33 protein-coding genes are annotated in these 21,895 nt (G+C 39.4%); all 33 read right to left on the bottom strand.

Features of this window, described 5'->3' with window-relative positions; translation table 11 throughout:
• Positions 1-57: 57 nt before the first annotated feature.
• Positions 58-1,731, bottom strand: a complete 1,674-nt coding sequence (locus tag GEZ89_RS01375; protein ID WP_153224696.1) for a BglG family transcription antiterminator — start codon at positions 1,729-1,731, stop codon at positions 58-60.
• 166 nt (positions 1,732-1,897) lie between these two features.
• Positions 1,898-2,605 (bottom strand): L-ribulose-5-phosphate 4-epimerase, encoded by a 708-nt coding sequence (locus GEZ89_RS01370; RefSeq protein WP_075230987.1) that lies wholly within the window; start codon positions 2,603-2,605, stop codon positions 1,898-1,900.
• A 1-nt stretch (position 2,606) separates the two neighbouring features.
• Positions 2,607-3,470: an L-ribulose-5-phosphate 3-epimerase gene (locus tag GEZ89_RS01365; protein ID WP_153224695.1), complete on the bottom strand. Its 864-nt coding sequence runs from the start codon at positions 3,468-3,470 to the stop codon at positions 2,607-2,609.
• A gap of 3 nt (positions 3,471-3,473) precedes the next feature.
• Entirely contained in the window at positions 3,474-4,139 is a 666-nt protein-coding gene (locus tag GEZ89_RS01360; RefSeq protein ID WP_061863926.1) for a 3-keto-L-gulonate-6-phosphate decarboxylase UlaD, read from the bottom strand.
• 16 nt (positions 4,140-4,155) lie between these two features.
• Positions 4,156-4,641: a PTS sugar transporter subunit IIA gene (locus GEZ89_RS01355; protein WP_061863925.1), complete on the bottom strand. Its 486-nt coding sequence runs from the start codon at positions 4,639-4,641 to the stop codon at positions 4,156-4,158.
• Between the two features lie 76 nt (positions 4,642-4,717).
• Positions 4,718-4,999: a PTS sugar transporter subunit IIB gene (locus GEZ89_RS01350; RefSeq protein WP_000241466.1), complete on the bottom strand. Its 282-nt coding sequence runs from the start codon at positions 4,997-4,999 to the stop codon at positions 4,718-4,720.
• Positions 5,000-5,022: 23 nt separating this feature from the next.
• Positions 5,023-6,480: a PTS ascorbate transporter subunit IIC gene (locus GEZ89_RS01345; RefSeq protein ID WP_153224694.1), complete on the bottom strand. Its 1,458-nt coding sequence runs from the start codon at positions 6,478-6,480 to the stop codon at positions 5,023-5,025.
• Positions 6,481-6,610: 130 nt separating this feature from the next.
• A complete protein-coding gene (locus GEZ89_RS01340) occupies positions 6,611-7,234 on the bottom strand; it encodes a ribonuclease P (RefSeq protein WP_075230990.1) in 624 nt (207 codons plus the stop codon).
• A 53-nt stretch (positions 7,235-7,287) separates the two neighbouring features.
• A complete protein-coding gene (gene jag, locus GEZ89_RS01335; RefSeq protein ID WP_049504883.1) occupies positions 7,288-8,244 on the bottom strand; it encodes an RNA-binding cell elongation regulator Jag/EloR in 957 nt (318 codons plus the stop codon).
• A 14-nt stretch (positions 8,245-8,258) separates the two neighbouring features.
• Entirely contained in the window at positions 8,259-9,086 is an 828-nt protein-coding gene (locus GEZ89_RS01330; RefSeq protein ID WP_281335381.1) for a YidC/Oxa1 family membrane protein insertase, read from the bottom strand.
• On the bottom strand, positions 9,061-9,432 hold the full coding sequence (gene rnpA / locus GEZ89_RS01325) for a ribonuclease P protein component (RefSeq protein ID WP_153224692.1): 372 nt from the start codon (positions 9,430-9,432) through the stop codon (positions 9,061-9,063). Before rnpA ends, GEZ89_RS01330 begins: the two co-directional genes overlap by 26 nt.
• 435 nt (positions 9,433-9,867) lie before the next feature.
• The gene (locus GEZ89_RS01320; protein ID WP_049526518.1) at positions 9,868-11,205 is read right to left on the bottom strand and encodes a PFL family protein; all 1,338 of its coding nucleotides are present in this window, start codon (positions 11,203-11,205) and stop codon (positions 9,868-9,870) included.
• 9 nt (positions 11,206-11,214) lie between these two features.
• Positions 11,215-11,481: an ACT domain-containing protein gene (locus GEZ89_RS01315; protein WP_000644115.1), complete on the bottom strand. Its 267-nt coding sequence runs from the start codon at positions 11,479-11,481 to the stop codon at positions 11,215-11,217.
• 464 nt (positions 11,482-11,945) lie between these two features.
• Positions 11,946-12,332, bottom strand: coding sequence for a 50S ribosomal protein L17 (rplQ, locus tag GEZ89_RS01310; RefSeq protein WP_000331493.1), 387 nt, complete (start codon positions 12,330-12,332; stop codon positions 11,946-11,948).
• Positions 12,333-12,343: 11 nt separating this feature from the next.
• Positions 12,344-13,279, bottom strand: coding sequence for a DNA-directed RNA polymerase subunit alpha (locus GEZ89_RS01305; protein WP_000568996.1), 936 nt, complete (start codon positions 13,277-13,279; stop codon positions 12,344-12,346).
• 42 nt (positions 13,280-13,321) lie between these two features.
• The gene (gene rpsK, locus GEZ89_RS01300; RefSeq protein WP_001118385.1) at positions 13,322-13,705 is read right to left on the bottom strand and encodes a 30S ribosomal protein S11; all 384 of its coding nucleotides are present in this window, start codon (positions 13,703-13,705) and stop codon (positions 13,322-13,324) included.
• 17 nt (positions 13,706-13,722) lie between these two features.
• Positions 13,723-14,088, bottom strand: a complete 366-nt coding sequence (rpsM, locus tag GEZ89_RS01295; protein ID WP_000090783.1) for a 30S ribosomal protein S13 — start codon at positions 14,086-14,088, stop codon at positions 13,723-13,725.
• Between the two features lie 17 nt (positions 14,089-14,105).
• A complete protein-coding gene (rpmJ, locus tag GEZ89_RS01290; RefSeq protein ID WP_001808836.1) occupies positions 14,106-14,222 on the bottom strand; it encodes a 50S ribosomal protein L36 in 117 nt (38 codons plus the stop codon).
• 24 nt (positions 14,223-14,246) lie between these two features.
• Entirely contained in the window at positions 14,247-14,465 is a 219-nt protein-coding gene (gene infA / locus GEZ89_RS01285; protein WP_001029883.1) for a translation initiation factor IF-1, read from the bottom strand.
• A gap of 117 nt (positions 14,466-14,582) precedes the next feature.
• Positions 14,583-15,221 (bottom strand): adenylate kinase, encoded by a 639-nt coding sequence (locus GEZ89_RS01280; protein ID WP_153224690.1) that lies wholly within the window; start codon positions 15,219-15,221, stop codon positions 14,583-14,585.
• A 155-nt stretch (positions 15,222-15,376) separates the two neighbouring features.
• Positions 15,377-16,687, bottom strand: a complete 1,311-nt coding sequence (secY, locus tag GEZ89_RS01275; RefSeq protein ID WP_075230994.1) for a preprotein translocase subunit SecY — start codon at positions 16,685-16,687, stop codon at positions 15,377-15,379.
• 12 nt (positions 16,688-16,699) lie between these two features.
• Entirely contained in the window at positions 16,700-17,140 is a 441-nt protein-coding gene (gene rplO, locus GEZ89_RS01270) for a 50S ribosomal protein L15 (protein WP_000766079.1), read from the bottom strand.
• 146 nt (positions 17,141-17,286) lie between these two features.
• The gene (rpmD, locus tag GEZ89_RS01265) at positions 17,287-17,469 is read right to left on the bottom strand and encodes a 50S ribosomal protein L30 (protein ID WP_000057243.1); all 183 of its coding nucleotides are present in this window, start codon (positions 17,467-17,469) and stop codon (positions 17,287-17,289) included.
• 13 nt (positions 17,470-17,482) lie between these two features.
• Positions 17,483-17,977, bottom strand: a complete 495-nt coding sequence (gene rpsE, locus GEZ89_RS01260; protein ID WP_000874203.1) for a 30S ribosomal protein S5 — start codon at positions 17,975-17,977, stop codon at positions 17,483-17,485.
• A gap of 17 nt (positions 17,978-17,994) precedes the next feature.
• Positions 17,995-18,351 carry a 50S ribosomal protein L18 gene (rplR, locus tag GEZ89_RS01255; RefSeq protein WP_000624044.1) on the bottom strand — a complete coding sequence of 119 codons (357 nt, stop codon included), beginning with the start codon at positions 18,349-18,351 and terminating at the stop codon, positions 17,995-17,997.
• 83 nt (positions 18,352-18,434) lie between these two features.
• Positions 18,435-18,971 (bottom strand): 50S ribosomal protein L6, encoded by a 537-nt coding sequence (gene rplF / locus GEZ89_RS01250; RefSeq protein ID WP_153224689.1) that lies wholly within the window; start codon positions 18,969-18,971, stop codon positions 18,435-18,437.
• Between the two features lie 188 nt (positions 18,972-19,159).
• Complete coding sequence (gene rpsH, locus GEZ89_RS01245; protein ID WP_000245504.1) at positions 19,160-19,558, bottom strand: 30S ribosomal protein S8; 399 nt, start codon at positions 19,556-19,558, stop codon at positions 19,160-19,162.
• Positions 19,559-19,842: 284 nt separating this feature from the next.
• Positions 19,843-20,028: a type Z 30S ribosomal protein S14 gene (locus GEZ89_RS01240; protein WP_001085699.1), complete on the bottom strand. Its 186-nt coding sequence runs from the start codon at positions 20,026-20,028 to the stop codon at positions 19,843-19,845.
• A gap of 17 nt (positions 20,029-20,045) precedes the next feature.
• The gene (gene rplE / locus GEZ89_RS01235; protein WP_000013542.1) at positions 20,046-20,588 is read right to left on the bottom strand and encodes a 50S ribosomal protein L5; all 543 of its coding nucleotides are present in this window, start codon (positions 20,586-20,588) and stop codon (positions 20,046-20,048) included.
• A 23-nt stretch (positions 20,589-20,611) separates the two neighbouring features.
• A complete protein-coding gene (gene rplX / locus GEZ89_RS01230; protein ID WP_000497691.1) occupies positions 20,612-20,917 on the bottom strand; it encodes a 50S ribosomal protein L24 in 306 nt (101 codons plus the stop codon).
• Between the two features lie 83 nt (positions 20,918-21,000).
• Positions 21,001-21,369: a 50S ribosomal protein L14 gene (gene rplN, locus GEZ89_RS01225; protein WP_000616548.1), complete on the bottom strand. Its 369-nt coding sequence runs from the start codon at positions 21,367-21,369 to the stop codon at positions 21,001-21,003.
• 25 nt (positions 21,370-21,394) lie between these two features.
• Positions 21,395-21,655 carry a 30S ribosomal protein S17 gene (rpsQ, locus tag GEZ89_RS01220; protein WP_000440801.1) on the bottom strand — a complete coding sequence of 87 codons (261 nt, stop codon included), beginning with the start codon at positions 21,653-21,655 and terminating at the stop codon, positions 21,395-21,397.
• 24 nt (positions 21,656-21,679) lie between these two features.
• Entirely contained in the window at positions 21,680-21,886 is a 207-nt protein-coding gene (gene rpmC / locus GEZ89_RS01215) for a 50S ribosomal protein L29 (protein ID WP_075230995.1), read from the bottom strand.
• Between the last annotated feature and the right edge of the window lie 9 nt (positions 21,887-21,895).

Raw genomic sequence — 21,895 nt, 5'->3', positions numbered from 1 at the left:
AATATTAAAAAAGACCAAGAAAAACACAGGTTTGTGTTCATCATTGGACTGTGATATTTATGATTCATCTAAAAAAGCTTGTATGACTAATTCTTGGTTGATTAAGAGTTGAATTTCTTCCTGTAATTTTGCTGCAACGTGTTTATCAGATATATAGGTGCCGATAATGGTTGATAGATTGTCCTTGAAGGTTCGACCATCTTTTCTAAGAACCTTATTCTTCATAAAGTCTGTCATGCGTAAAATATCTTCTGCCTCAAGTATAGGATTTACCTTTAAAACCGGGAAATGACTCTCAAGTTCATCGTTGGTTGTGATTAGTAAATCAACCTGAGTAATATCCTCTACACTTTTGAACTGCTCGGTCGTAAAGACTGCTCCTATCTGTTCATTTGGAAGATAGAAGCGACACTGTTTGAGTAAAAGTTTAGAGACGCCCACTCCTTCATCACACACAATATAAATCTTCTTGGTATTGTTTTGAATCGATGGAGTATACTTTAAAAAACCTCCAACGTGAATAGTCAAATAGGCAATCTCATCATCCGTCAATCGAATCTGCCAAGCTTCTTCTAACACTTCTGCACATTTTTTTGTAATTACGAAAAGTTCACTATACTTAGAACGAATCTGACGCGTTAAGGGATTTTTTGAGAAAATACCATAGTTCTTTCTGAATAATAGCGCCTTACAATGAATCACAAGATTCCTCAATAAGTCTTCTTTCTGTTCAATCTCCATTCTGGTTTGGGATTCAAAATACCAAATAAACTCTTCTAAAGCCATTCTCAAATGCTGAAAATCTTTACTTTCTGCATGGATGTCTCGATCTTTTCGATAGGATAACAAAAGAATGGCTAACAGAGATCTATCTAATTCTGAAAATGAGATTCCAAATGTTTCAAACAAGCGCTCTCCTAGTTTTTTGGATACCTGATATTCAATTCTCTTTCGAATCAATGAAAACTCTTGCTCAATTTCTTGGTGTTTATCCTGATTATGAGTAACGGTATCACATCCAAGTAGAAGATAGGGGAGGACCTGTAACATAAAAGTGACTTCGTGATGGTTTATTTTTTTCCCCAAATCCTGCTCAACCAATGGAACCTGTTTTTTGAGAAATTGATTGACCTCATCGGAAAGAAGCATCTCACCGTCTAATCGTTCCTTGATTTTTTCCTCTAAAATAGCAACAAAGGCTGGATTTTCCTCCATAAAGATATGATAGAGAAGGGATTGAAGATACTGGATTTTATTAAGAGGATGTGCATTTAGATAGTAACCTCGAGATTTACTAACTTGAAGCGTTACTTGATACTGCTCTAGTGTCAGCTGGTAACGAATAGTATTTAAATCATTTAGGACCGTATTTCGAGATACTTCTGTTAATTCCATGAGTTTTTCAAGAGTGATTCTCTCTTTGGAAATACCAATCAGAAGGAGCATCAGCTGCATCCGCTCGTTGGCACTCATGATGTAATCATAAGAATCAACTTCGTCTAATAATTGACGACAAGCTTCTCTTTGTTCATCGGTCAAGTAAATACCAATCCGAGGCAGACTGATGATATGCAAATTCTCATCATCCAGAGCATCATTGATTTTATCAATGTGATAGTAGATTTTTCTTCGAGATTGAGCCAGATCTTTTGAAATCGTCATAATCGTTTTGGACGTTTCTTGATCCATCAAATATTGAAGCAAGTCACAGCTCGCCTTATCTAAAACCATAATTCATACTCCTCTATTTGTCAATCGCTTCCAAAACAACTTTATAATGGTATCACATTCGTACAGACTTTGCAATTATATGCTGTAAACTCCTAACAGTGGATACTGACAACTACAAAAGCGAGGCTTGGATCGAAAGGTCCTAGCCTCTTTTCAATTCAATTTCTTATTTCTTTTGACCGTAATAAGCATTTGGTCCATGTTTACGTTGGTAGTGTTTTTCTAGGATGTACTGAGGAGCAGGTTCAACTCTTGGATTGATTTGCTCTGTGAAGCGATTCATCTTAGATACTTCCTCTAGTACAACAGAGTGATAGACAGCATTCTCTGGGTTTTTGCCCCAGGTGAATGGACCGTGATTACGTACGACAATCCCTGGTACTTCAACAGGGTTGAGACCACGACGTTCAAACTCTTCTACGATAACTAGGCCAGTATCTTTTTCATAGGCTACTTCTACTTCATCCTTAGTCAAACTACGAGCGCAAGGGATTGAACCGTAGAAGTAGTCTGCATGGGTTGTTCCGTAGAAAGGAATATCACGACCTGCCTGAGCCCAACCAACGGCTTCAGTCGAATGGGTATGGACCACACTAGCAATCTCTGGCCAAGCCTTATATAACTGCACATGAGTTGGAAGATCAGAAGATGGTCTTAAATCTCCTTCTAGAACCTTGCCATCCAGGTCAGTTACCACCATATTTTCAGGTGTCAATTCGTCATAATCTACACCTGATGGTTTGATAACAATGACACCGAGTTCGCGATTGACTTCCGATACATTGCCCCAGGTAAATTTAACAAGTCCATGTTTTGGCAATGATTGATTGGCATCACAGACTCGTTTACGCATATCATTAATTACTTGATTCATCTTACATCAGACCTGCTTTCTTAATAAGTGGGTAGAGAAAAGCTTGCGCTTCTTGAATGGCTGCGCGTGTTTCTTCTACAGTTTCACAATTTTCAGACCACATTTCGATTAGGAAAGGTCCATTATAATTGGTTTGCTTTAAAATATCGAAAGCTTCTTCCCATTTGACACAACCTTGCCCAAAAGGTACATCTCGGAACTGGCCCTTTGAACTTTCTGTCACTGCATAAGTATCCTTGAGATGGAGAGCTGCGATGGCATGATGGCCGAGATAAAATTCACTGTAAACATCATTATGCCATGCAGACACATTCCCAATATCTGGATAGACAAAGAGGTATGGAGAGTCAATTTCTTTCTCTATAGCCAAGTATTTTTCGATGCTATTTACGAAAGGATCATCCATAATTTCAATAGCAAGTACCACCTGAGCTTCTTCTGCCCAGTCACAAGCTTTTCTCAAATTTTTGATAAAACGTTGGCGTGTTTGGGGTGACTTTTCCTCATAGTAAACGTCGTAACCAGCTAATTGAATCGTACGAACTCCCAAATCTTGAGCTAATTCGATACATTTTTTCATGAGTTCCAGAGATTTTTCCTCTAGAACTGTATCATTCGATCCCAATGGGTAACGACGATGGCCTGAAAAACAGATAGAGGGAATACGAACACCAGTTTCATAGATCGCTTTGACAACTTCCAAGCGCTCTTCCTTGCTCCAGTCAAGTCTTGCTAAGCGCTCATCACGTTCGTCAATAGACATCTCGACAAAATCAAAGCCTAACTCCTTGGCAAAATTTAAACGTTCTAGCCAGGTAAAGTGTATCGGGGTTGCCTTTTCATAAATTCCAATTGGACGTGCCATGGTTTACCCCCAAATTCGTTTGATTTCATCCTTGAAGGCACGCGCTGCTCCTGCTGGATCGGCAGCCTCTGTAATTCCACGACCTGCGATAAAGGTAAAGACATCAACGCCTTCAAAGAGTTTGAGAGTATCTACATCTAGACCACCTGTTACAGAAACACGGAAGCCCATGTCAATGAGTTTTTTAACCTTATTAAGGTCTTTTTCACCCCAAGTTTCACCAGCAAGAAGGGCATCACGAGATTGGTGATAGATAGCTTGTGAGATACCTGCATCTAGCCAAAGCTGAGCTTGTTCAAAAGTCCAATCACCATAAAGCTCGATTTGGATTTCTCCTCGGTCTCCACGTTCAGCCTTGATAGCCTTTAGAGCTGCTTCCATAGTAGGGATGGTTGCACAACAGATGCAAGTCATCCAATCTGCTCCACGAACGGCATTATTTTTGGCAACTGTTCCACCAGCATCGGCACATTTTGTGTCTGCCACAATAATCTTATCTGGGAAAAGGCTACGTAAAACTTCAACCAATTCACTTCCAACTTGAAGCAAGCAAACAGTTCCAGCTTCGATAATATCTACTTCGTGACCAACAGAAACAGCTGCTTTAATCGCTCCTTGCAAGTCTGAATGGTCTAATGCAACTTGTAAATTAGGTATTCTTTTTGTCATCTCTTTGTTCCTCTTTCTAACTTTCCAAATCCAATCCTTCAAGATAAGGGCTATCCTTAGATTCTTCGATCATCGCCAAGACATCTTCTTTAGTCTGACAAGCCTGTAAACGTGCGATAGAATCTTCTAATTCAAATAAGGCAATGATTTGTGGAATAGCTACACTTGTGTGAATTTTTGAGCTTGTTGCTGCTAATGCAAGCAAAACAGAGACCTCTTTCCCATCTGAAAATACAACAGGATTTTGTAAGGTGATCAATGAAAAGGCATCTCTTTGCACCCCAGCTTCTGGTCTAGCATGGGGCATAGCCATACCTGGCATTAAAATATAATAAGGCCCATACTCTTCAGTTGATTCGATAATAGCATCGTAATACTCTGGCAAAATTGCCCCACTTTCAATCAAGGGATCTACTGCTACTTTGACTGCTTCTTTCCAATCGTTAGCTTCTAAACCTAGTCGGATCGAGTCATTGTCAATTAAAGCTTGTTTTAAATTCATATCTGCCTCCTTTATTTAAAGAGGGAGAAGGACAGAAACGATAACTCTCAGTTTCTGTCCAGCCCCCTCCAACCTTTTACTGTAGTGCTTGACTGAGTTTTTCAGTGATTTCTTTATCATCCATCAAGTTGTCAAGCCCAATTAACTTCCCATTAGTCCGACCTTCCAATTCTTGGATTAAATGAAGAGAAGCGATTACGATGTCATAGCCTGCTGCTAAACCTTTTGCTTCACCGACACTGCATGAATTGACTGTAAAGTCTGTTTGATTAAGCTTACGGAGGGCATTTTCAACCTTCATCTTGATAACCATAGATGAACCCATTCCATTTCCGCACGCTGCTAATACTTTAACCATTTTATTTTCTCCTTTTCTAGACACTAAGCTTCTTCTTGAACTTCACCGTTGTAATATTTCTCTTTATCTTTTGCTTTTGCAAATTGAAGTTGAGGAATAACGAGCAAGAAGAGACATACAAGTACATAACCAACAATACCAAGGTATTTGAAGATATAGCCAAATCCAAGCCATGGGAATTCGAAGTCGATATTTCCATGGTAACCACCGTAAGATGCTAAGTCGAGAAGGGCTACACAGAGAGCTCCTAGAGCAACTTGAAGGACACCTGAGATGAAAGATAGGATAACGGCTGCTTTCCATCCGCCACGCTTATCAGCATAGACCGCGATGGCTGCATTATCAAAGAACACTGGTACAAATCCTGTAATAATAAGAACAGGGTTTTTAAAGACGATGAGCAAGACAATTGTGATCAATTGACCAATCAAACCAAAGGCAAATCCTGACAAGACCGCATTTGGTGAACCAAATCCATAAGAAGCTGCAACGTCGACCGCTGGGAATGAACCTGGCAACAATTTGTTTGAAATACCTTGGAAGGCATTTGTCAACTCAGATACGAACATGCGGACACCTTGCATCAAAACGAACAAGTAAACAGAGAAGGTGAAGGCTGTTTGGATAATGTACATAAAGAAATCTTGTTTAGCAGGATTGAATAGAGTTCCTGAAGTGATGACTTCTTTATTAGACATAATTTCTGGACCCAAGATTAAAAGAATAGCTCCGAAAAATACGAGCATCAAGGTAGCAGAGGCAACAACTGTATCGTGGAAGATAGAGAGGAATTTAGGCAATTTAAGATTGTCTAGACTTTCTTCTTTCTTACCAAAGCGTCCTGCAACTTTATCTACAAACCAGATTGCAAATTGTTGTTGGTGACCAATCGCAAATCCGCCACCACCAGTCAAGCGTTGAGTTGCCTCAACAGTCATATTTGAACTAACTGCCCAGTAAAGGCCACAGATGATACCGATAGCTGCTGTACCGTAAGCATTGCGCAATTGTGGAACTAAGAATAGAACCATAAGAGATACAGTCGCAGCTTGTTGTACCATGATGTGACCAGTAATAAAGAGGGTTCTTACTTTCGTAATCTTGCGTAGAGCTACAAGCAAGATATTTACTCCAAAACCGATCAATAGAGCTGTAGTTGCAGTTCCGACAAAATCTGGAAATTCAGCTGCAATTTTGTTGTTTGCTGCAGCAAGTCCAAAGTAAGGGTCAATAACCGCTGCACCGATTTGGAATTTGTAGTTAAGGGCTGCCAAGATTGGACGGAAGGTTGTAACCAAACCACCAGCACCCACGTTGAGCAACATATAGCCTACTGTTGCTTTAACGAAACCTGAGAAAACGTCATGAGCAGGTTTTTTCAAAAGTGCATATCCTATTAGCACCAATAAACCTACGAAAAATGCGGGATTCTGCAAAATATTGCTAGAAAACCAATTTAGAACACTTGAAATGACTTCCATAATTGTTCTCCTTTTGAATTGTTTTTGTAAGTTTATTATATAATGTGAAAGCGGAAACAAAAAGACCAAGAATTACACAGCGGACTGTTCACTCTTGGACTGTATAATTTATGATATTTTACGGATTATCTTATTTCCTTGTAGCTAGATAATAGGGAAGAATTTTATCATAAGACTTCAATAGGCCTTCTACGATTTCTTCTTCCGATGAATTTGCAGTTACTGGAATATCTGCCTTTACTAAAACTTTGCGGACTTCCTGATGGAATCGTTTTTCTCTTAAAATTTGGCGATTTTCCTCAGTAGCCTCCATCTTTTGACTTTCTCCATCTGAGTAGACTAGATAGTAAATTCCTTCTACCACTGGAACTTCTAAGACCTTGGTTTGTTTGTCTAATGTTCGCTCATCCTTCTTACGTTCAATAAAACTCACTTCTAGTGAAACTCCAAAATCAGAAGGGCTTCCATACAAACGAAGGGCCAACATAGGCTCCGTCACTTGCCCTTCACGCTGTAAATAAGCCCAGAAATGTGGTCGCAAACGTTGGGCTTGATTCATCCACTGACTCGTTCCTTGCAGTATCCATTCTGGATGCCTTGCTTGAAAAGCCTTGGCCAAGTGTGTAAAGACCTTTCTGGCCTCCTGCCCCTTACTCCTCAAATAAAGCATTTTCTCCGCATCTTGTTCTGCCTTCTCTGGTTTTTGGTACTGCAAGCCAGAGAAAGCTAGATAGTCTCTCATTGTATTCAACATAGGATTAACCTCCCTTAGCTAGCAAAAAATCAGGGAAGCCCTGATTTTCTATTTTATTCTGTATCAACAACAACGTAACGATTTGGCTCATCACCTTCTGAATAACTAGTGACACCTTCCATACGTGAGATGATACGATGGATAATTTTACGTTCGCTACTAGACATTGGATCAGTCACCTGGCTTCGCCCCTCTTCTAGGACACGTGTAGCTAACTTCTGTGCATAGCTTTGCAAGACTTCTGCACGGTGCTCTACATAGTCATTAACATTGATGGTAATATAGAAGGTTCTTGAATAGCGGTTATAAAGATAATTTTGTGCTAAGAGCTGAAGAGATTTCAAAACCTTACCATGGTAACCGATAATACGGCCCGGTTCATTGGTATCAATTTGCATATTGATAGAACGGCGATTTGAGGTACTTGAAATTGCTCCCTCAACATCCATATCATCAATAATACCTTGAACATAGTTGGTCACTTCTTCGACCACCTGGTCAATATCATAGGTCGGTTCAATCTTCAAACCTAGATTTTCTAAATCATCATTCTGCTCGACTTCTTCCTGCTCCTTAGATTCTTCTGGCAGTAAATCTTTTAGAATGGCAATATGACCAGTCTCCTCTAAAATTGTACTAGCCTCTTTCTCATTTTTTAGAATTTCGGCCTTAACCTCTTCAGAGATTCCTTGTCCTTCTTCCTCGATTTTCTTGATTGCTTCAACAACATGACCTAAGTCTACTGTTGCCTCACTAACAGTCTTAACGGGTTCGTTCTTAGCATTAACTTCCTTTGGAACTCCTTTGACTGCTTGCTGATTTGCCTTCACAACAGTTGTCTCACTAATTGCTTCGATATCAACTTGCGCTGGTTTCTTCCCAAAAAGGCCAAAGAAACCTTTTTTCTCCCTTGAGACAACCTTGATATGCGCCTTCATTCTAGGAATCCCCAATTCCTTCAATCCCGTTTGGATCGCTTCCTCAACAGTTGAACCTGTAAATAATACCATTACAAGATTCCTCCTTACTTTTTCTTTTTCTGTGCTTTCTTGAGAGCTTTTCTCTTCTTGATTTCTAAATCCTTCTTAGCCTGTACTCCCGCCTCACGCTCTGCAATAATCTTAAATGGATTGTTGAGCAGATAAGTTTGGAGCACCTGATAAGCATTGGATACCGCCCAGTATAAGGCAACCCCACTTGGTGAATACATAGCAAAGAAGAAAATCATGACTGGCATTGCGTACATCATTCCTGTCATGGCGCCATTTTTCTCAACCATGGCCTTATTGGATAACCAGGTGCTAAGGAAAGTAAAGATAGCTGCCAGAATAGGCAAAACAAAAGTCGTATCAACACCACCAAGGTTAATCCATAAGAAATGACCCGTTTTTAGAAATTCTACCCTACTCAAAGCTTGGAACAAGGCCAACAAGACTGGCATTTGGATTAAGATTGGCCAAAGAGAAGCTGACTGTTTGACACCATGTTGCTTGAACAACTGACGCATTTCTTGGTCTAACTTGGTACGGCTCTCCATATCCCGTCCCGGATAACGTTCTCGCAACTCCTTAACCAGTGGTTGTACTTCTTGCATCTTTCTAGATGCCACCATTTGTATCTGAAAGACTGGTAAAAGAATGGTTCTGATTAGAAGGGTAAATAAAATAATCCCCAGACCAATACTTGTATCAAATGATAAAAAGCGAATGGTTTCAGCAAAAAAATAAACAAATTTACTCCAAAAACCTGTTGATTCAGCTGTAATCTCACTCGTCGTACCATTAGCCGTGCAGGCGCTCATCACAAATAAAGCAAGCACCACTAAGCTAGTCAACTGTAATTTCTTTTTCACTCCCATTTCCTTCCTGGTAAATCTTTGATAACTTTAATACGTGAAGTAGATTTTTTTTCATTTCCGCGTAGTCCAAGATTTCAACACCTTTTCGAGCAATCACAACAAAATCTACATTTTCAACCAGCTGATTTTTATGTTCAATCAGAATATGTCGAATTCTTCTCTTGATCTGATTCCTCGTGACAGCGTTTCCTAATTTTTTACTGACAGATAGGCCAACTCGAAAATGCTGTTCATTATTTTCTAATCGATAAATAACAAATTTACGATTAGCAAAACTCTCCCCTTTTTTAAATATTGCACTAAAATCTTTCTCTTTTTTTACACGAAAGCGTTTTTTCAAAATTCAACTCCATCTATTAAAACTACTACTATTATACCATAATTTTTCAAAAAGCCAATAATAGCAAGGTTTTAGCCCATTTTACAGAATGAAAAAACTGGTTTTATCCTTTAAATCATCTTATTTTTGAACAAATTTACAAATTTGAACATGCTACTTTCTTTATTTTCTCTTGATATATAGCAGATTGAATCTAGAATAGTACATTACGGGTGCTAAAAATATTTCTAGAAATTAGTTTGACTTTCCTAATCAAATTGTTCATACCTTATTTCAATCTACTATAAAACAAAAGTCACTCCAAAGAGTGACTTTTGTAGGAGATTATTATGAAAAAGTTAGGATTTTAATTAAATAAAGTTAGGAGGTCTTTATTTAATGATAGTAGTATACAGGTCTATCCTTAAATCCAGCTTAAACAGATTCCACTTCTTTTTAATTTTTAAAACTATGGATTGGAGCCGGGATTTGCCCTCCACGTGCAATGAAGTCAACAGACGAGGCACCGTTAACTTTCATGACTGGAGCCGTTCCTAGAAGGCCACCAAATTCAATCATATCGCCTTCTTTTCCTTTTGGAATAATACGTACAGCAGTTGTTTTCATATTGATGACTCCGATAGCAGCTTCATCCGCAATCATTGCCGCAATCGTTTCTGCAGGTGTATCTTCAGGAATGGCAATCATATCCAAACCAACTGAACAGATAGCCGTCATAGCTTCTAGTTTTTCCAAATTAAGGGAGCCGTTTTGCACTGCAGCAATCATCCCCTCGTCCTCAGAAACTGGGATGAAGGCACCTGACAAACCACCAACTTGGTTGCAAGCCATAACTCCGCCTTTTTTAACTTGATCATTCAAGAGAGCCAAGGCAGCAGTCGTTCCATGAGTCCCAACTGTCTCTAGCCCCATTTCTTCAAGGACACGAGCTACAGAATCACCCACTGCTGGAGTTGGAGCCAAACTCAGATCGACAATTCCAAAATCAACTCCAAGTCGCTCACTAGCCATTTGACCGACTAATTGACCAATGCGGGTAATCTTGAAGGCTGTCTTTTTAACAGTTTCAGCAACAACATCAAAGCTCTGACCACGAACCTTTTCTAAGGCACGTTTAACAACACCTGGACCAGAAACACCGACATTGATAATGACATCTGCTTCACCAACCCCATGAAAAGCGCCTGCCATAAAAGGATTGTCCTCTACCGCGTTTGCAAATACAACCAATTTAGCCGCCCCCATATCAGATAAAGAAGCTGTTTCCTTGATAATGCGTCCCATATCCGCTACTGCAGTCATATTGATGCCCGATTTGGTAGAACCGATATTTACAGATGAACAAACCTTATCCGTTTCTGCCAAAGCACGAGGAATGGAGTTGATAAGGATTTCATCACCTTTTTGATAACCCTTTTGTACCAAGGCTGAAAAACCACCAATGAAGTCAACACCAATTTCTTTCGCAGCTTTATCCAGTGCTTTAGCTAAGACTACATAATCCGTCGCATCAGTAGCAGCACCAATCAAGGAAATTGGAGTTACTGACACACGTTTATTCACAATAGGAATTCCTAACTCAGCCGCAATTTCATCTCCAACAGCCACTAAATTAGCTGCTTTTGTAGTAATCTTTTCATATATTTTATCCGCAGCACGATTGATATCTGGATCGATACAGTCCAAAAGGGAAATCCCCATGGTAATGGTTCTAATGTCGAAGTTTTGCTCCTCAATCATTGCGATTGTTTCGGTAACTTGTCTAATATCCATAAATACCTCCTAGATATTGTACATAGCATCAAAAATAGCCGCACTTTGAATATTGATTTTGACATTCAAAGTCTGACCAAAAACCTCAAATTCGTTTCTAAGATGTGTAAAATCTTGTTTTTCATCACTAGATACCACAGCCATCATAGTAAAGAATTCGTCCAAGACTGTTTGTGAGATATCATCAATATTTAAGCCTAATTCAGCAATTTTTGTCGCAACACCTGCAACAATTCCAGATTTATCTTTACCAACAACAGTAATAATAGCTTTCATGATTAAACTCCATTTCTAACACAGAACGATATCCATTTTGGACAAAAATAAAATGAAAAAGGAGGATAGAGTAACTAAATCACTTAATAGTGAATAATTATCCAAGTTGAAACCCTAAAAAAATCTCTTAGTTGATCTTGTACCAGACTAATATTTTTTACCAAGTCGCTAGTTTAGAACTTAAAACTGATAATATATTGGCTCATAACCTCTTTATAGAATATTTTTGAAAAAATGAACATTGTTGATTTTCTTTTTCAATAGTATAGCATATTTCTTACTAAAATACTCAAAAACGCCTGCTTACGAAATTGTTCTTTAGTAAAAAACAATTTCGTAAACAAGCGTCTACCTTATCATCTTATGATGAGTGTTCCCGCTAGGACATAAGTCCTAGCGGTAGACCAGAGCTAGACTAAGAGCACAAGACTCCATCATCATAACACTCAACAAAATTGATGATTTTATACTAATTCGATGATCGCCATTGGCGCTGCATCACCACGACGTGGTTCAGTTTTAAGGATACGAGTGTATCCACCGTTACGCTCAGCATAACGAGGTGCGATTTCTGAGAACAATTTTTGAAGTGCTGTAGTAGAAGTGTACTTATCAGTTGCTTCATCGTAGTTTTCAGATGCGATTTCATTACGTACGAAAGCAGCTGCTTGACGACGTGCATGCAAATCACCACGTTTACCTAGAGTAATCATTTTTTCAACAGTTTTACGGATTTCTTTAGCACGAGCTTCAGTTGTCACGATTGATTCGTTGATCAAAAGGTCAGTTGTCAAATCGCGAAGCATTGCTTTACGTTGTGAGCTAGTGCGTCCTAGTTTACGGTAAGCCATTTATTCCTCCTTTATTTATCTTTTAATCCAAGACCCAAATCAATGAGTTTGACTTTCACTTCTTCCAAACTCTTGCGTCCAAGATTTCTTACTTTCATCATCTCTGCTTCAGATTTTTCTGTCAAATCATGCACAGTGTTGATACCGGCACGTTTCAAACAGTTGTATGAACGCACAGACAAGTCAAGTTCCTCAATCGTACGTTCCAAGATACGGTCGTCCGATTCAGTATCAGCTTCTTTCATCACTTCTGCTGACTTAGCAATCTCTGTAAGATTTGTAAACAAATCAAGGTGCTCTGTCAAGATACGTGCTGAAAGCCCTAAAGCATCTTCTGGAATAATTGTTCCATTAGTCAAGATTTCAAGGGTTAATTTGTCGAAACCATCATTGCTACCTACACGAGCAGGTTCAACTTGATAGTTGACTTTTGTAACTGGTGTATAAATAGAATCTACAGCAAGTGTTCCAACTGGTGCATTATCTTTTTTGTTTTCATCAGCAGGTACATATCCACGACCACTGTTAACAGTCATTGTCGCTTTTAGAGAAGAACCTTCACCGATTGTAAAGAGATAATGATCTGGATTTACAATTTCAATGTCGCTATCTGTCAAGATATCTCCAGCTGTAATTTCAGCAGGACCTTGCACATCTAGTTCAATGATCTTTTCGTCTTTAACGTAAGATTTTACTGCAATACCTTTGATGTTCAGAATGATTTGCATCACGTCTTCGCGAACACCCGGAACTGTATCAAATTCATGCAATACACCTTCGATATTGATAGATGTTACAGCAGCCCCTGGAAGAGAAGCTAGAAGTACACGACGAAGAGAGTTACCAAGTGTTGTACCGTAACCACGTTCAAGCGGTTCGATTACAAACTTGCCATAATCTTTATTTTCATCAATTTTTGTTATATTTGGTTTTTCAAACTCGATCATTTAGTTACTCCCTCTTAAACGAAAAGCAGTGTAAGGTTATGATTATACACGGCGACGTTTTGGAGGACGAGCACCATTGTGTGGCACTGGAGTCACATCACGAATTGCTGTTACTTCAAGACCAGCGGCAGCAAGAGCACGAATAGCTGACTCACGACCAGAACCTGGACCTTTAACAGTAACTTCAACTGACTTAAGACCGTGTTCTTGTGCAGATTTAGCAGCAGCTTCAGAAGCCATTTGAGCAGCAAATGGTGTAGATTTACGAGAACCTTTGAAACCAAGAGCACCAGCTGATGACCAAGCAATTGCATTACCATGCACATCAGTAATCATAACAATAGTGTTATTAAATGTAGCGTGAATATGAGCAATACCAGATTCGATATTCTTTTTCACACGACGTTTACGTGTTGGTTTAGCCAAGACTTTTACCTCCTATATTATTTTTTCTTACCAGCAATCGCAACAGCTTTACCTTTACGAGTGCGAGCGTTGTTTTTAGTGTTTTGTCCACGGACAGGAAGTCCACGACGGTGACGGATACCACGGTATGAACCGATTTCCATCAAACGTTTGATGTTCAAGTTAACTTCACGACGAAGGTCACCTTCAACTTTAATTGCATCCACTTCACGACGGATAGCATCTTCTTGATCTGGTGTAAGATCGCGAACACGTACATCTTCTGAAATTCCAGCAGCTGCCAAGATTTTCTTAGATGTTGGAAGTCCGATACCGTACACATAAGTCAATGAAATTACTACGCGTTTGTCATTTGGAATGTCAACTCCAGCAATACGAGCCATGTTTTCTCCTTTCTATCTTATCCTTGACGTTGTTTGTGTTTTGGATTTGCTGGGCAAATTACCATAACACGACCATTACGACGAATTACTTTACAGTATTCGCAAATTGGTTTAACCGATGGTCTTACTTTCATTTCTTATCCCTCCAAGTTTTTCGATTATTTAAAGCGGTAAGTGATACGTCCACGTGTCAAGTCATATGGACTCATTTCGACAGTAACACGATCTCCCGCTAAAATACGAATATAGTTTTTACGAATTTTACCAGAAACTGTTGCTAAAATCTGATGTCCATTTTCAAGTTCAACCGTAAACATTGCATTCGGCATAGTATCAACTACTTTACCTTCAACTTCAATCACATCGTCTTTTGCCACGCAAAAGTACCTCCATAAATTTCGATTTGATGCCTCTAGACACAGAGACAACAATTATAAGTCAGACTAACTCAGTATAACATTTGTAGAGACATTTTGCAAGCATGAAAAACGCTTTTATTTCAATTTTGTCAATACTTTTTCGATATCTGCAAAGACATCATTGATATCTTTGTTACCTTCGATATCATGTACCAAACCTTTTGCACGATAGTGGGCAATAATTGGTTCACCTTGAGCAATATTAACATCCAAACGACGTTTTACTGTTTCAGGTTTGTCATCTTCACGTTGGTAATAGTCTTCTTCTTTGTAGTCAACTGGTGGGTTGAAAACTTTATGGAAAGTTTCGCCAGTTTCACGGTGAATGATACGACCACTCAAACGCTCCAAAAGACAATCTGGATTTACTTCGATGTTAATAACACCTTCAAGCTCAATTCCTAATTCAGCTAAAGTTTTATCCAAGGCATGAGCTTGTTCAATTGTACGTGGGTACCCGTCCAACAAGAAACCAGTTTCTTTAATGTCATCTTGTGAAAGACGCTCTTTCACGATACCATTTGTAACTTCATCTGGAACCAACTCGCCTTTGTCGATATAAGACTTAGCTAAGACACCCATTTCAGTTTGGTTAGCCATTGCCGCACGGAACATATCACCTGTTGAGATATGAGCAACATGGAATTGTTCAACAATTTTTGCTGCTTGTGTACCCTTACCTGCACCAGGTAAGCCCATAATCAAAAGATTCATGATTCAAACTCCTTTTTTGTTTTTAAATAGAAGCAAAAATTCATTTCAACTCCTATTTAAAAACAAAATAGAAGAGAGGAGATAAAAATCTGACAAGGTCTTTGATTTTTAAACTCCACTCTCTGAGCAATAGTGAATTTTCTTTTCTATTACAATTATTCTGTTGTATTCATGAAACCAACATATTTACGTTTCAATAGATAACCTTCCAATTGTTTAATTCCTTCAATACCTGTTGAGATAATGATCAAAAGACTTGTTCCCCCAAAAGCAACGACTTCTGAAAGACCGAATAAATCCTTAGCTACAATAGGTAAAATAGAAATGACACCTAGGAAGAGGGAACCGACTGTTGCGAGACGACGAAGAAGTTTTGACATATACTCTTCTGTCCCTTTACCAGGACGGACACCGTGGATATAAGCACCGCTCTTTTGCAAATTTTCTGCTGCCTTCTCTGGATTAATCTGTACAAATGTATAGAAGAATGTAAAGAGAATAATCAACAGAGCGTACAGAGCGATACCTGTAGGGGCTGTTGTAGATAGCAACTCCTGAGCACTACGTACCCAGGCCCAATCAAGACCAGATGCACTTACAAATTGTAAAATTGCCGCTGGTGCTGCTGTAATTGAGCTAGCAAAGATAACTGGAATAACTCCTGCAGGGTTAATCTTCAATGGAAGATAGGAACTTGATGGTGCTCCTTGTGCTACCTTAGTATACTGAATTGGTATCTTATATTCAGCTTGTTGAACATAAGTTGTAAAGTAAACAATCAATAGGACTGCTACAATTAAGATAGCAACAAAAATGAGGGATGAAGTCAAGCGACTGCTTGGTACATTGACAAAGTAGTCAACATAGATACCCTTGATCATATCAGGAATTGAAGCAACAATCCCCGCAAAGATAATCATGGAAACACCATTCCCATAACCCTTATCAGTAATTTGCTCTCCCAACCAAGTTACAATCATACTACCCGCTGTTAGGATTGCTCCAATCACAAGGAAAACTTGTGGTGTTAAAGGAACAGTCAAAAGTTTGGCTCCAGATAAAGCATTAAAACCAGCAGTAATTCCGACAGATTGCACGAATGCAAGAACAAGGGCAATATATCGAGTTGCCTGGTTCAACTTTCTACGACCAACTTCCCCTTGTTTGCCCCACTCTACAAACTTCGGTAATAAATCCATTTGTAAGAGTTGGACAACGATAGAAGCAGTAATGTATGGACTAACACCAAGTGCAAAAACTGAAAAGTTTTTCATGGCATTACCAGACACCAAACTTAACATATTTAGAAAAGATAGACCACTCAAAGCATTCAAGCTATTGGCATTCACCCATGGAACCGTAATGCTAGTCCCGATACGGAAGACAAAGACGATAAAAATTGTAAAAAGAATTTTTGATCGAACTTGCTTGACTTTGAAGGCTTCTCTCAATAATTTAAAAAACATAGGTCACCTCTCTTAGATGACTTCTACTGAACCACCTTTAGCAGTGATAGCTTCTTCAGCTGATTTAGAGAATTTAGCTGCTTTTACAGACAATTTCTTAGTCAACTCACCGTTACCAAGAATCTTGATACCTGATTTTTCAGCTTTAACAATTCCTGATTCGATAAGAACAACTGGAGTTACTTCTGCACCATCTTCAAAGACGTTCAATTGGTCAAGGTTAACAATTGCGTATTCTTTAGCGTTGATGTTAGTGAATCCACGTTTTGGAAGACGACGGAACAATGGAGTTTGTCCACCTTCAAAACCAAGACGTACTCCGCCACCGCTACGAGCTTTTTGACCTTTTTGACCACGACCAGATGTTTTACCGTTACCTGATGAAGTACCACGACCAACACGGTTACGAGTTTTACGAGAACCTTCTGCAGGTTTCAATTCATGAAGTTTCATTATATATTTTCTCCTCTTTTGTAAAATGCTAGCGCCGATAAGAGAGAAAAGGTTGTCTCTCCTATCAACTCGCCTATACGTTTGTCATCAAAGATGACTATATCTAGTTTTAGGGGATGGTATACTGCACATCCCCTAAAATTTAATTAGTTTACTTCTTCAACTGTTACCAAGTGAGATACTGCAGTGATCATACCACGTACTGCTGGGTTATCTTCTTTAATAACAGAGCTGTTCAATTTGCCAAGTCCAAGTGCTACAACAGTTTTACGTTGTGATGGAATGCGTCCGATTGGAGACTTAGTCAAAGTAATTTTAATTTGAGCCATTTTATCCCCTTTCTTATGCCAAATCAGAAACTGAAATACCACGAAGGGCAGCAACTTCTTCAGCGCGTTTCAATTGTTTCAAACCTTCAACAGTTGCGCGAACAATGTTGATTGGAGTATTTGAGCCAAGAGATTTAGATGTAACATCAGCTACACCTGCCAACTCGATAACGGCACGAACAGCACCACCAGCGGCAACCCCTGAACCTTCTACAGCAGGTTTCAACAATACTTTAGCTCCACCGAATTCTGAAATAACTTCGTGTGGGATTGTTGTTCCAACCATAGGAACTTCGATCAAGTTTTTCTTAGCATCTTCTACTGCTTTGCGGATTGCTTCTGGAACTTCTTGAGCTTTACCAGTACCAAATCCTACGCGCCCATTGTGGTCACCAACGACTACAAGAGCTGCAAAACGAAGACGACGTCCACCTTTAACAACTTTAGTAACACGGTTAACAGCAACTACGCGTTCTTCTAATTCAACTGCATTGTCTTTAAATGCCATTTTCTAGTGTCCTCCTATTAGAATTTCAATCCGTTTTCACGAGCTGCATCAGCCAAAGCTTTCACACGTCCGTGATATAGATATCCACCGCGGTCGAACACCACTTCTGAAATACCTTTAGCGTTTGCACGTTCTGCAACGAGTTTACCGACAGCAACGGCTTGTTCAGTTTTTGTTCCTTTTGAAACTTCTTTGTCAAGAGTTGAAGCACTTGCGAGCGTTACACCCGCTACGTCATCAATAACTTGAGCGTAGATGCCTGTATTAGAACGGAATACGTTCAAACGTGGGCGATCAGCAGTTCCAGAGAGTTTTCCGCGAACGCGACGGTGGCGTTTTTGGCGGAGTTTGTTTTTATCTGGTTTAGAAATCACAGTTTTCACCTCTTTAGTTTTAAATCGTGTGCTATGCACAAAGTTGGAAATGATATTGGTGGCTGAAAATCAACCACTCAATATTATTTACCTGTTTTACCTTCTTTAAGACGAACATATTCGCCAACGTAACGGATACCTTTACCTTTGTATGGTTCTGGTGAACGAAGGCTACGTACGTAAGCAGCTGTTTGACCAACTACTTCTTTTGAAATTCCGCTAACAACGATTGTTGTTGGGTTTGGAAGTTCAAAAGTAATTCCTTCTGGAGCTTCAACTTCGTCTGGATGTGATTTACCAACAGCCAAAACAAGTTTGTTTCCTTGAAGTTGAGCACGGTAACCAACCCCACGCATTTCAAGTTGTTTCTTGAATCCTTCTGATACACCAATAACCATGTTGTTCAAAAGAGCACGAGTAGTTCCGTGGATAGTTTTCATTTCTTTTGAATCGTTTGGACGGTGAAGAGTTACTTCAGTACCTTCCACACGAATCTCAATATCTTTTGAGAACTCACGAGTAAGTTCTCCTTTAGGTCCTTTTACAGTTACAACGTTGTCATTGTTAGTGATTTCAACACCAGCAGGCAACACGATAACTTTATTACCAATACGTGACATGTTTTTATTCTCCTGTTAAATTGTCAGGCCATGACGGCCAGTTTTCACGGGGGCTAAATCGATTTCTCGATTTAAAGGAACGTTTAGGTTTCAATTTGAAAGTGAATCTAGGCATCGTCTCGCAGGCATAACTTTGGGTTAGGCAAGAGACGATAACGAAGAGTCACAAAGAAATTGAGAGCTAAATATTACCAAACGTAAGCGATAACTTCTCCACCAACGTTCTTTTGGCGTGCTTCTTTATCAGTAAGCAAACCTTCAGAAGTTGAAAGGATAGCAATTCCAAGACCGTTAAGTACTTTTGGAAGGTCTTCACGTTTTTTGTAGACACGAAGTCCTGGTTTAGAAACACGTTTCAAGTTTGTGATAACTTTTTCACCGTTTGGTCCGTATTTAAGGAATACACGGATGATGCCTTGTTTGTCATCTTCGATGATTTCTACGTTCTTAACAAAACCTTCGCGTTTAAGGATTTCTGCAATCCCTTTTTTGATGTTTGATGCAGGTACTTCAAGTACTTCGTGTTTTGCTTGGTTAGCGTTACGAATACGAGTTAGGAAGTCTGCGATTGGGTCAGTCATAACCATTTTATTTTTCTCCTCTTACTAGTAGTTTGCAAGTTGCACTTGCTAGTTAATACATGATACAAAGAGCGTAACAGCAAGAGCAAAAATAGGCAATTTGATGCAGGAGCGATGCTCCAAAGCAAATTGATCTTTTTTGCCAAAGCTGTAGCTCGTGTTCAAATTGGCAAGCCCAACTGAACCCGGGCTAAACTCTGTGTGAAAAAGATAAACTTTTCTAGAAACTAAAGTTTCTTCGTCAAGTTTCCTATTTTCACTTGGAGTTTTGACGCCCTTGATATCTTAAATTACCAAGATGCTTTTGTTACACCAGGGATTTGACCTTTATATGCCAATTCACGGAAGCAAACACGGCAAAGTTTAAACTTGCGGTAAACTGAGTGTGGACGTCCACAACGTTCACAGCGAGTGTATGCTTGAGTAGAGAACTTCGCTGGGCGTTTGTTCTTAGCAATCATAGATTTTTTAGCCATTAGTTATACCTCCTATATTATTTTGCAAAAGGCATTCCAAGGCCTGTAAGCAATGCACGTGACTCTTCGTCAGTGTTAGCAGTAGTTACGATAACGATGTCAAGACCACGAGTTTTGTCAACGTCATCAAAGTTGATTTCTGGGAAGATCAATTGTTCTTTCACACCAAGTGTGTAGTTTCCGCGTCCATCAAATGATTTTGTTGGAACACCATGGAAGTCACGCACACGTGGAAGTGAAACTGAAACCAATTTATCCAAGAATTCGTACATACGTTCACCACGAAGGGTAACTTTTGCACCGATCGCAACACCTTCACGAAGACGGAAGCCGGCGATTGATTTTTTAGCTTTAGTGATAAGTGGTTTTTGACCTGAGATAAGCGCCAATTCTTCAGCAGCTTTTTCAAGGCTTTTAGCGTTTGATACAGCTTCACCAACACCCATGTTCAAAACGATCTTATCTACTTTAGGCACAGCCATCACTGATGAGTAGTTGAATTGTTCTGTCAAAGCAGGAACTACTTCATTAAGATATTTTTCTTTTAAACGATTTGCCATTATACTTCTCCTTTCCTTCGTGATTAATCAAGCACTTCGCCTGATTTTTTGTTGTAGCGAACTTTTTTACCGTCTACAAATTTGTAACCAACACGACCAGCTACACCGTTTTTGTCCAAAACTTGAACGTTTGATACGTGGATAGCCGCTTCCTTCTCGATGATACCACCTTGAGGAAGTTCGTTAGTTGGACGTTGGTGTTTCTTAACGATATTAACACCTTCAACGATAACTTTGTTTACTTTTGGAAGGGCAGTAAGGACAACAGCTTCTGTTCCCTTATCTTTACCAGCGATTACGCGAACTTTGTCGCCTTTTTTTACAAACATTTTTTTCTCCTTTTATTCTTACGCCCAATGGGCACCCTGGCTAAGCCAGGGGACTGTGTTTGTTTGTTTTTGCTCTGTGAAAATTAAAGTACTTCTGGAGCAAGTGACACGATCTTCATGAAGCCACCTTCACGCAATTCACGTGCAACTGGGCCAAAGATACGTGTTCCGCGAGGAGTTTTGTCTTCACGGATGATAACTGCTGCGTTTTCGTCAAATTTGATGTATGAACCATCAGCACGACGAGCACCTGATTTAGTACGAACGATAACTGCTTTAACAACGTCACCTTTTTTAACCGCACCACCAGGAGTAGCTTGTTTTACAGATGCCACAATAACATCACCGATGTTCGCAAATTTACGTTTAGAACCACCAAGAACTTTGATAGTCAAGATTTCGCGTGCACCGCTGTTGTCTGCGACTTTCAAACGAGTTTCTGTTTGAATCATTTCAGTTTTCTCCTTTCAGGTTTGATTAGATGATAACCGCTTCTTCAACGACTTCTACAAGACGGAAACGTTTTGTAGCTGAAAGCGGACGAGTTTCCATGATACGTACGATATCGCCTTCTTTGGCAACATTGTTTTCATCATGTGCTTTGTATTTTTTAGAGTAGTTAATACGTTTACCATAGACTGGGTGGTTACGTTTTGTTTCAACTACAACTGTGATTGTCTTGTCCATTTTGTCAGATACAACACGTCCAACAAGAACTTTACGATTATTGCGTTCCATTGAAATTTCTCCTTCCCTAGTCTATTATTTCGCTTCAGATTGAACTGTTTTGATACGAGCGATTTGTTTTTTAACTTCTTTCAAGCTAGCTGTTTGTTCTAATTGACCAGTAGCAGCTTGGAAACGAAGTTCAAACAATTCTTTTTTCAATTCGTTTTCGCGCTTCGCGAGTTCTTCTTGAGAAAGACCACGAAGTTCTTTAACAAATTCTTTTACTTCATTAAGTTTCATGCCTTCTCC

The sequence above is a fragment of the Streptococcus mitis genome, assembly GCF_009496285.1.
Classification (GTDB): Bacteria; Bacillota; Bacilli; order Lactobacillales; family Streptococcaceae; genus Streptococcus; species Streptococcus mitis_BP.
This window is presented reverse-complemented; position numbering and strand designations above follow the sequence as displayed.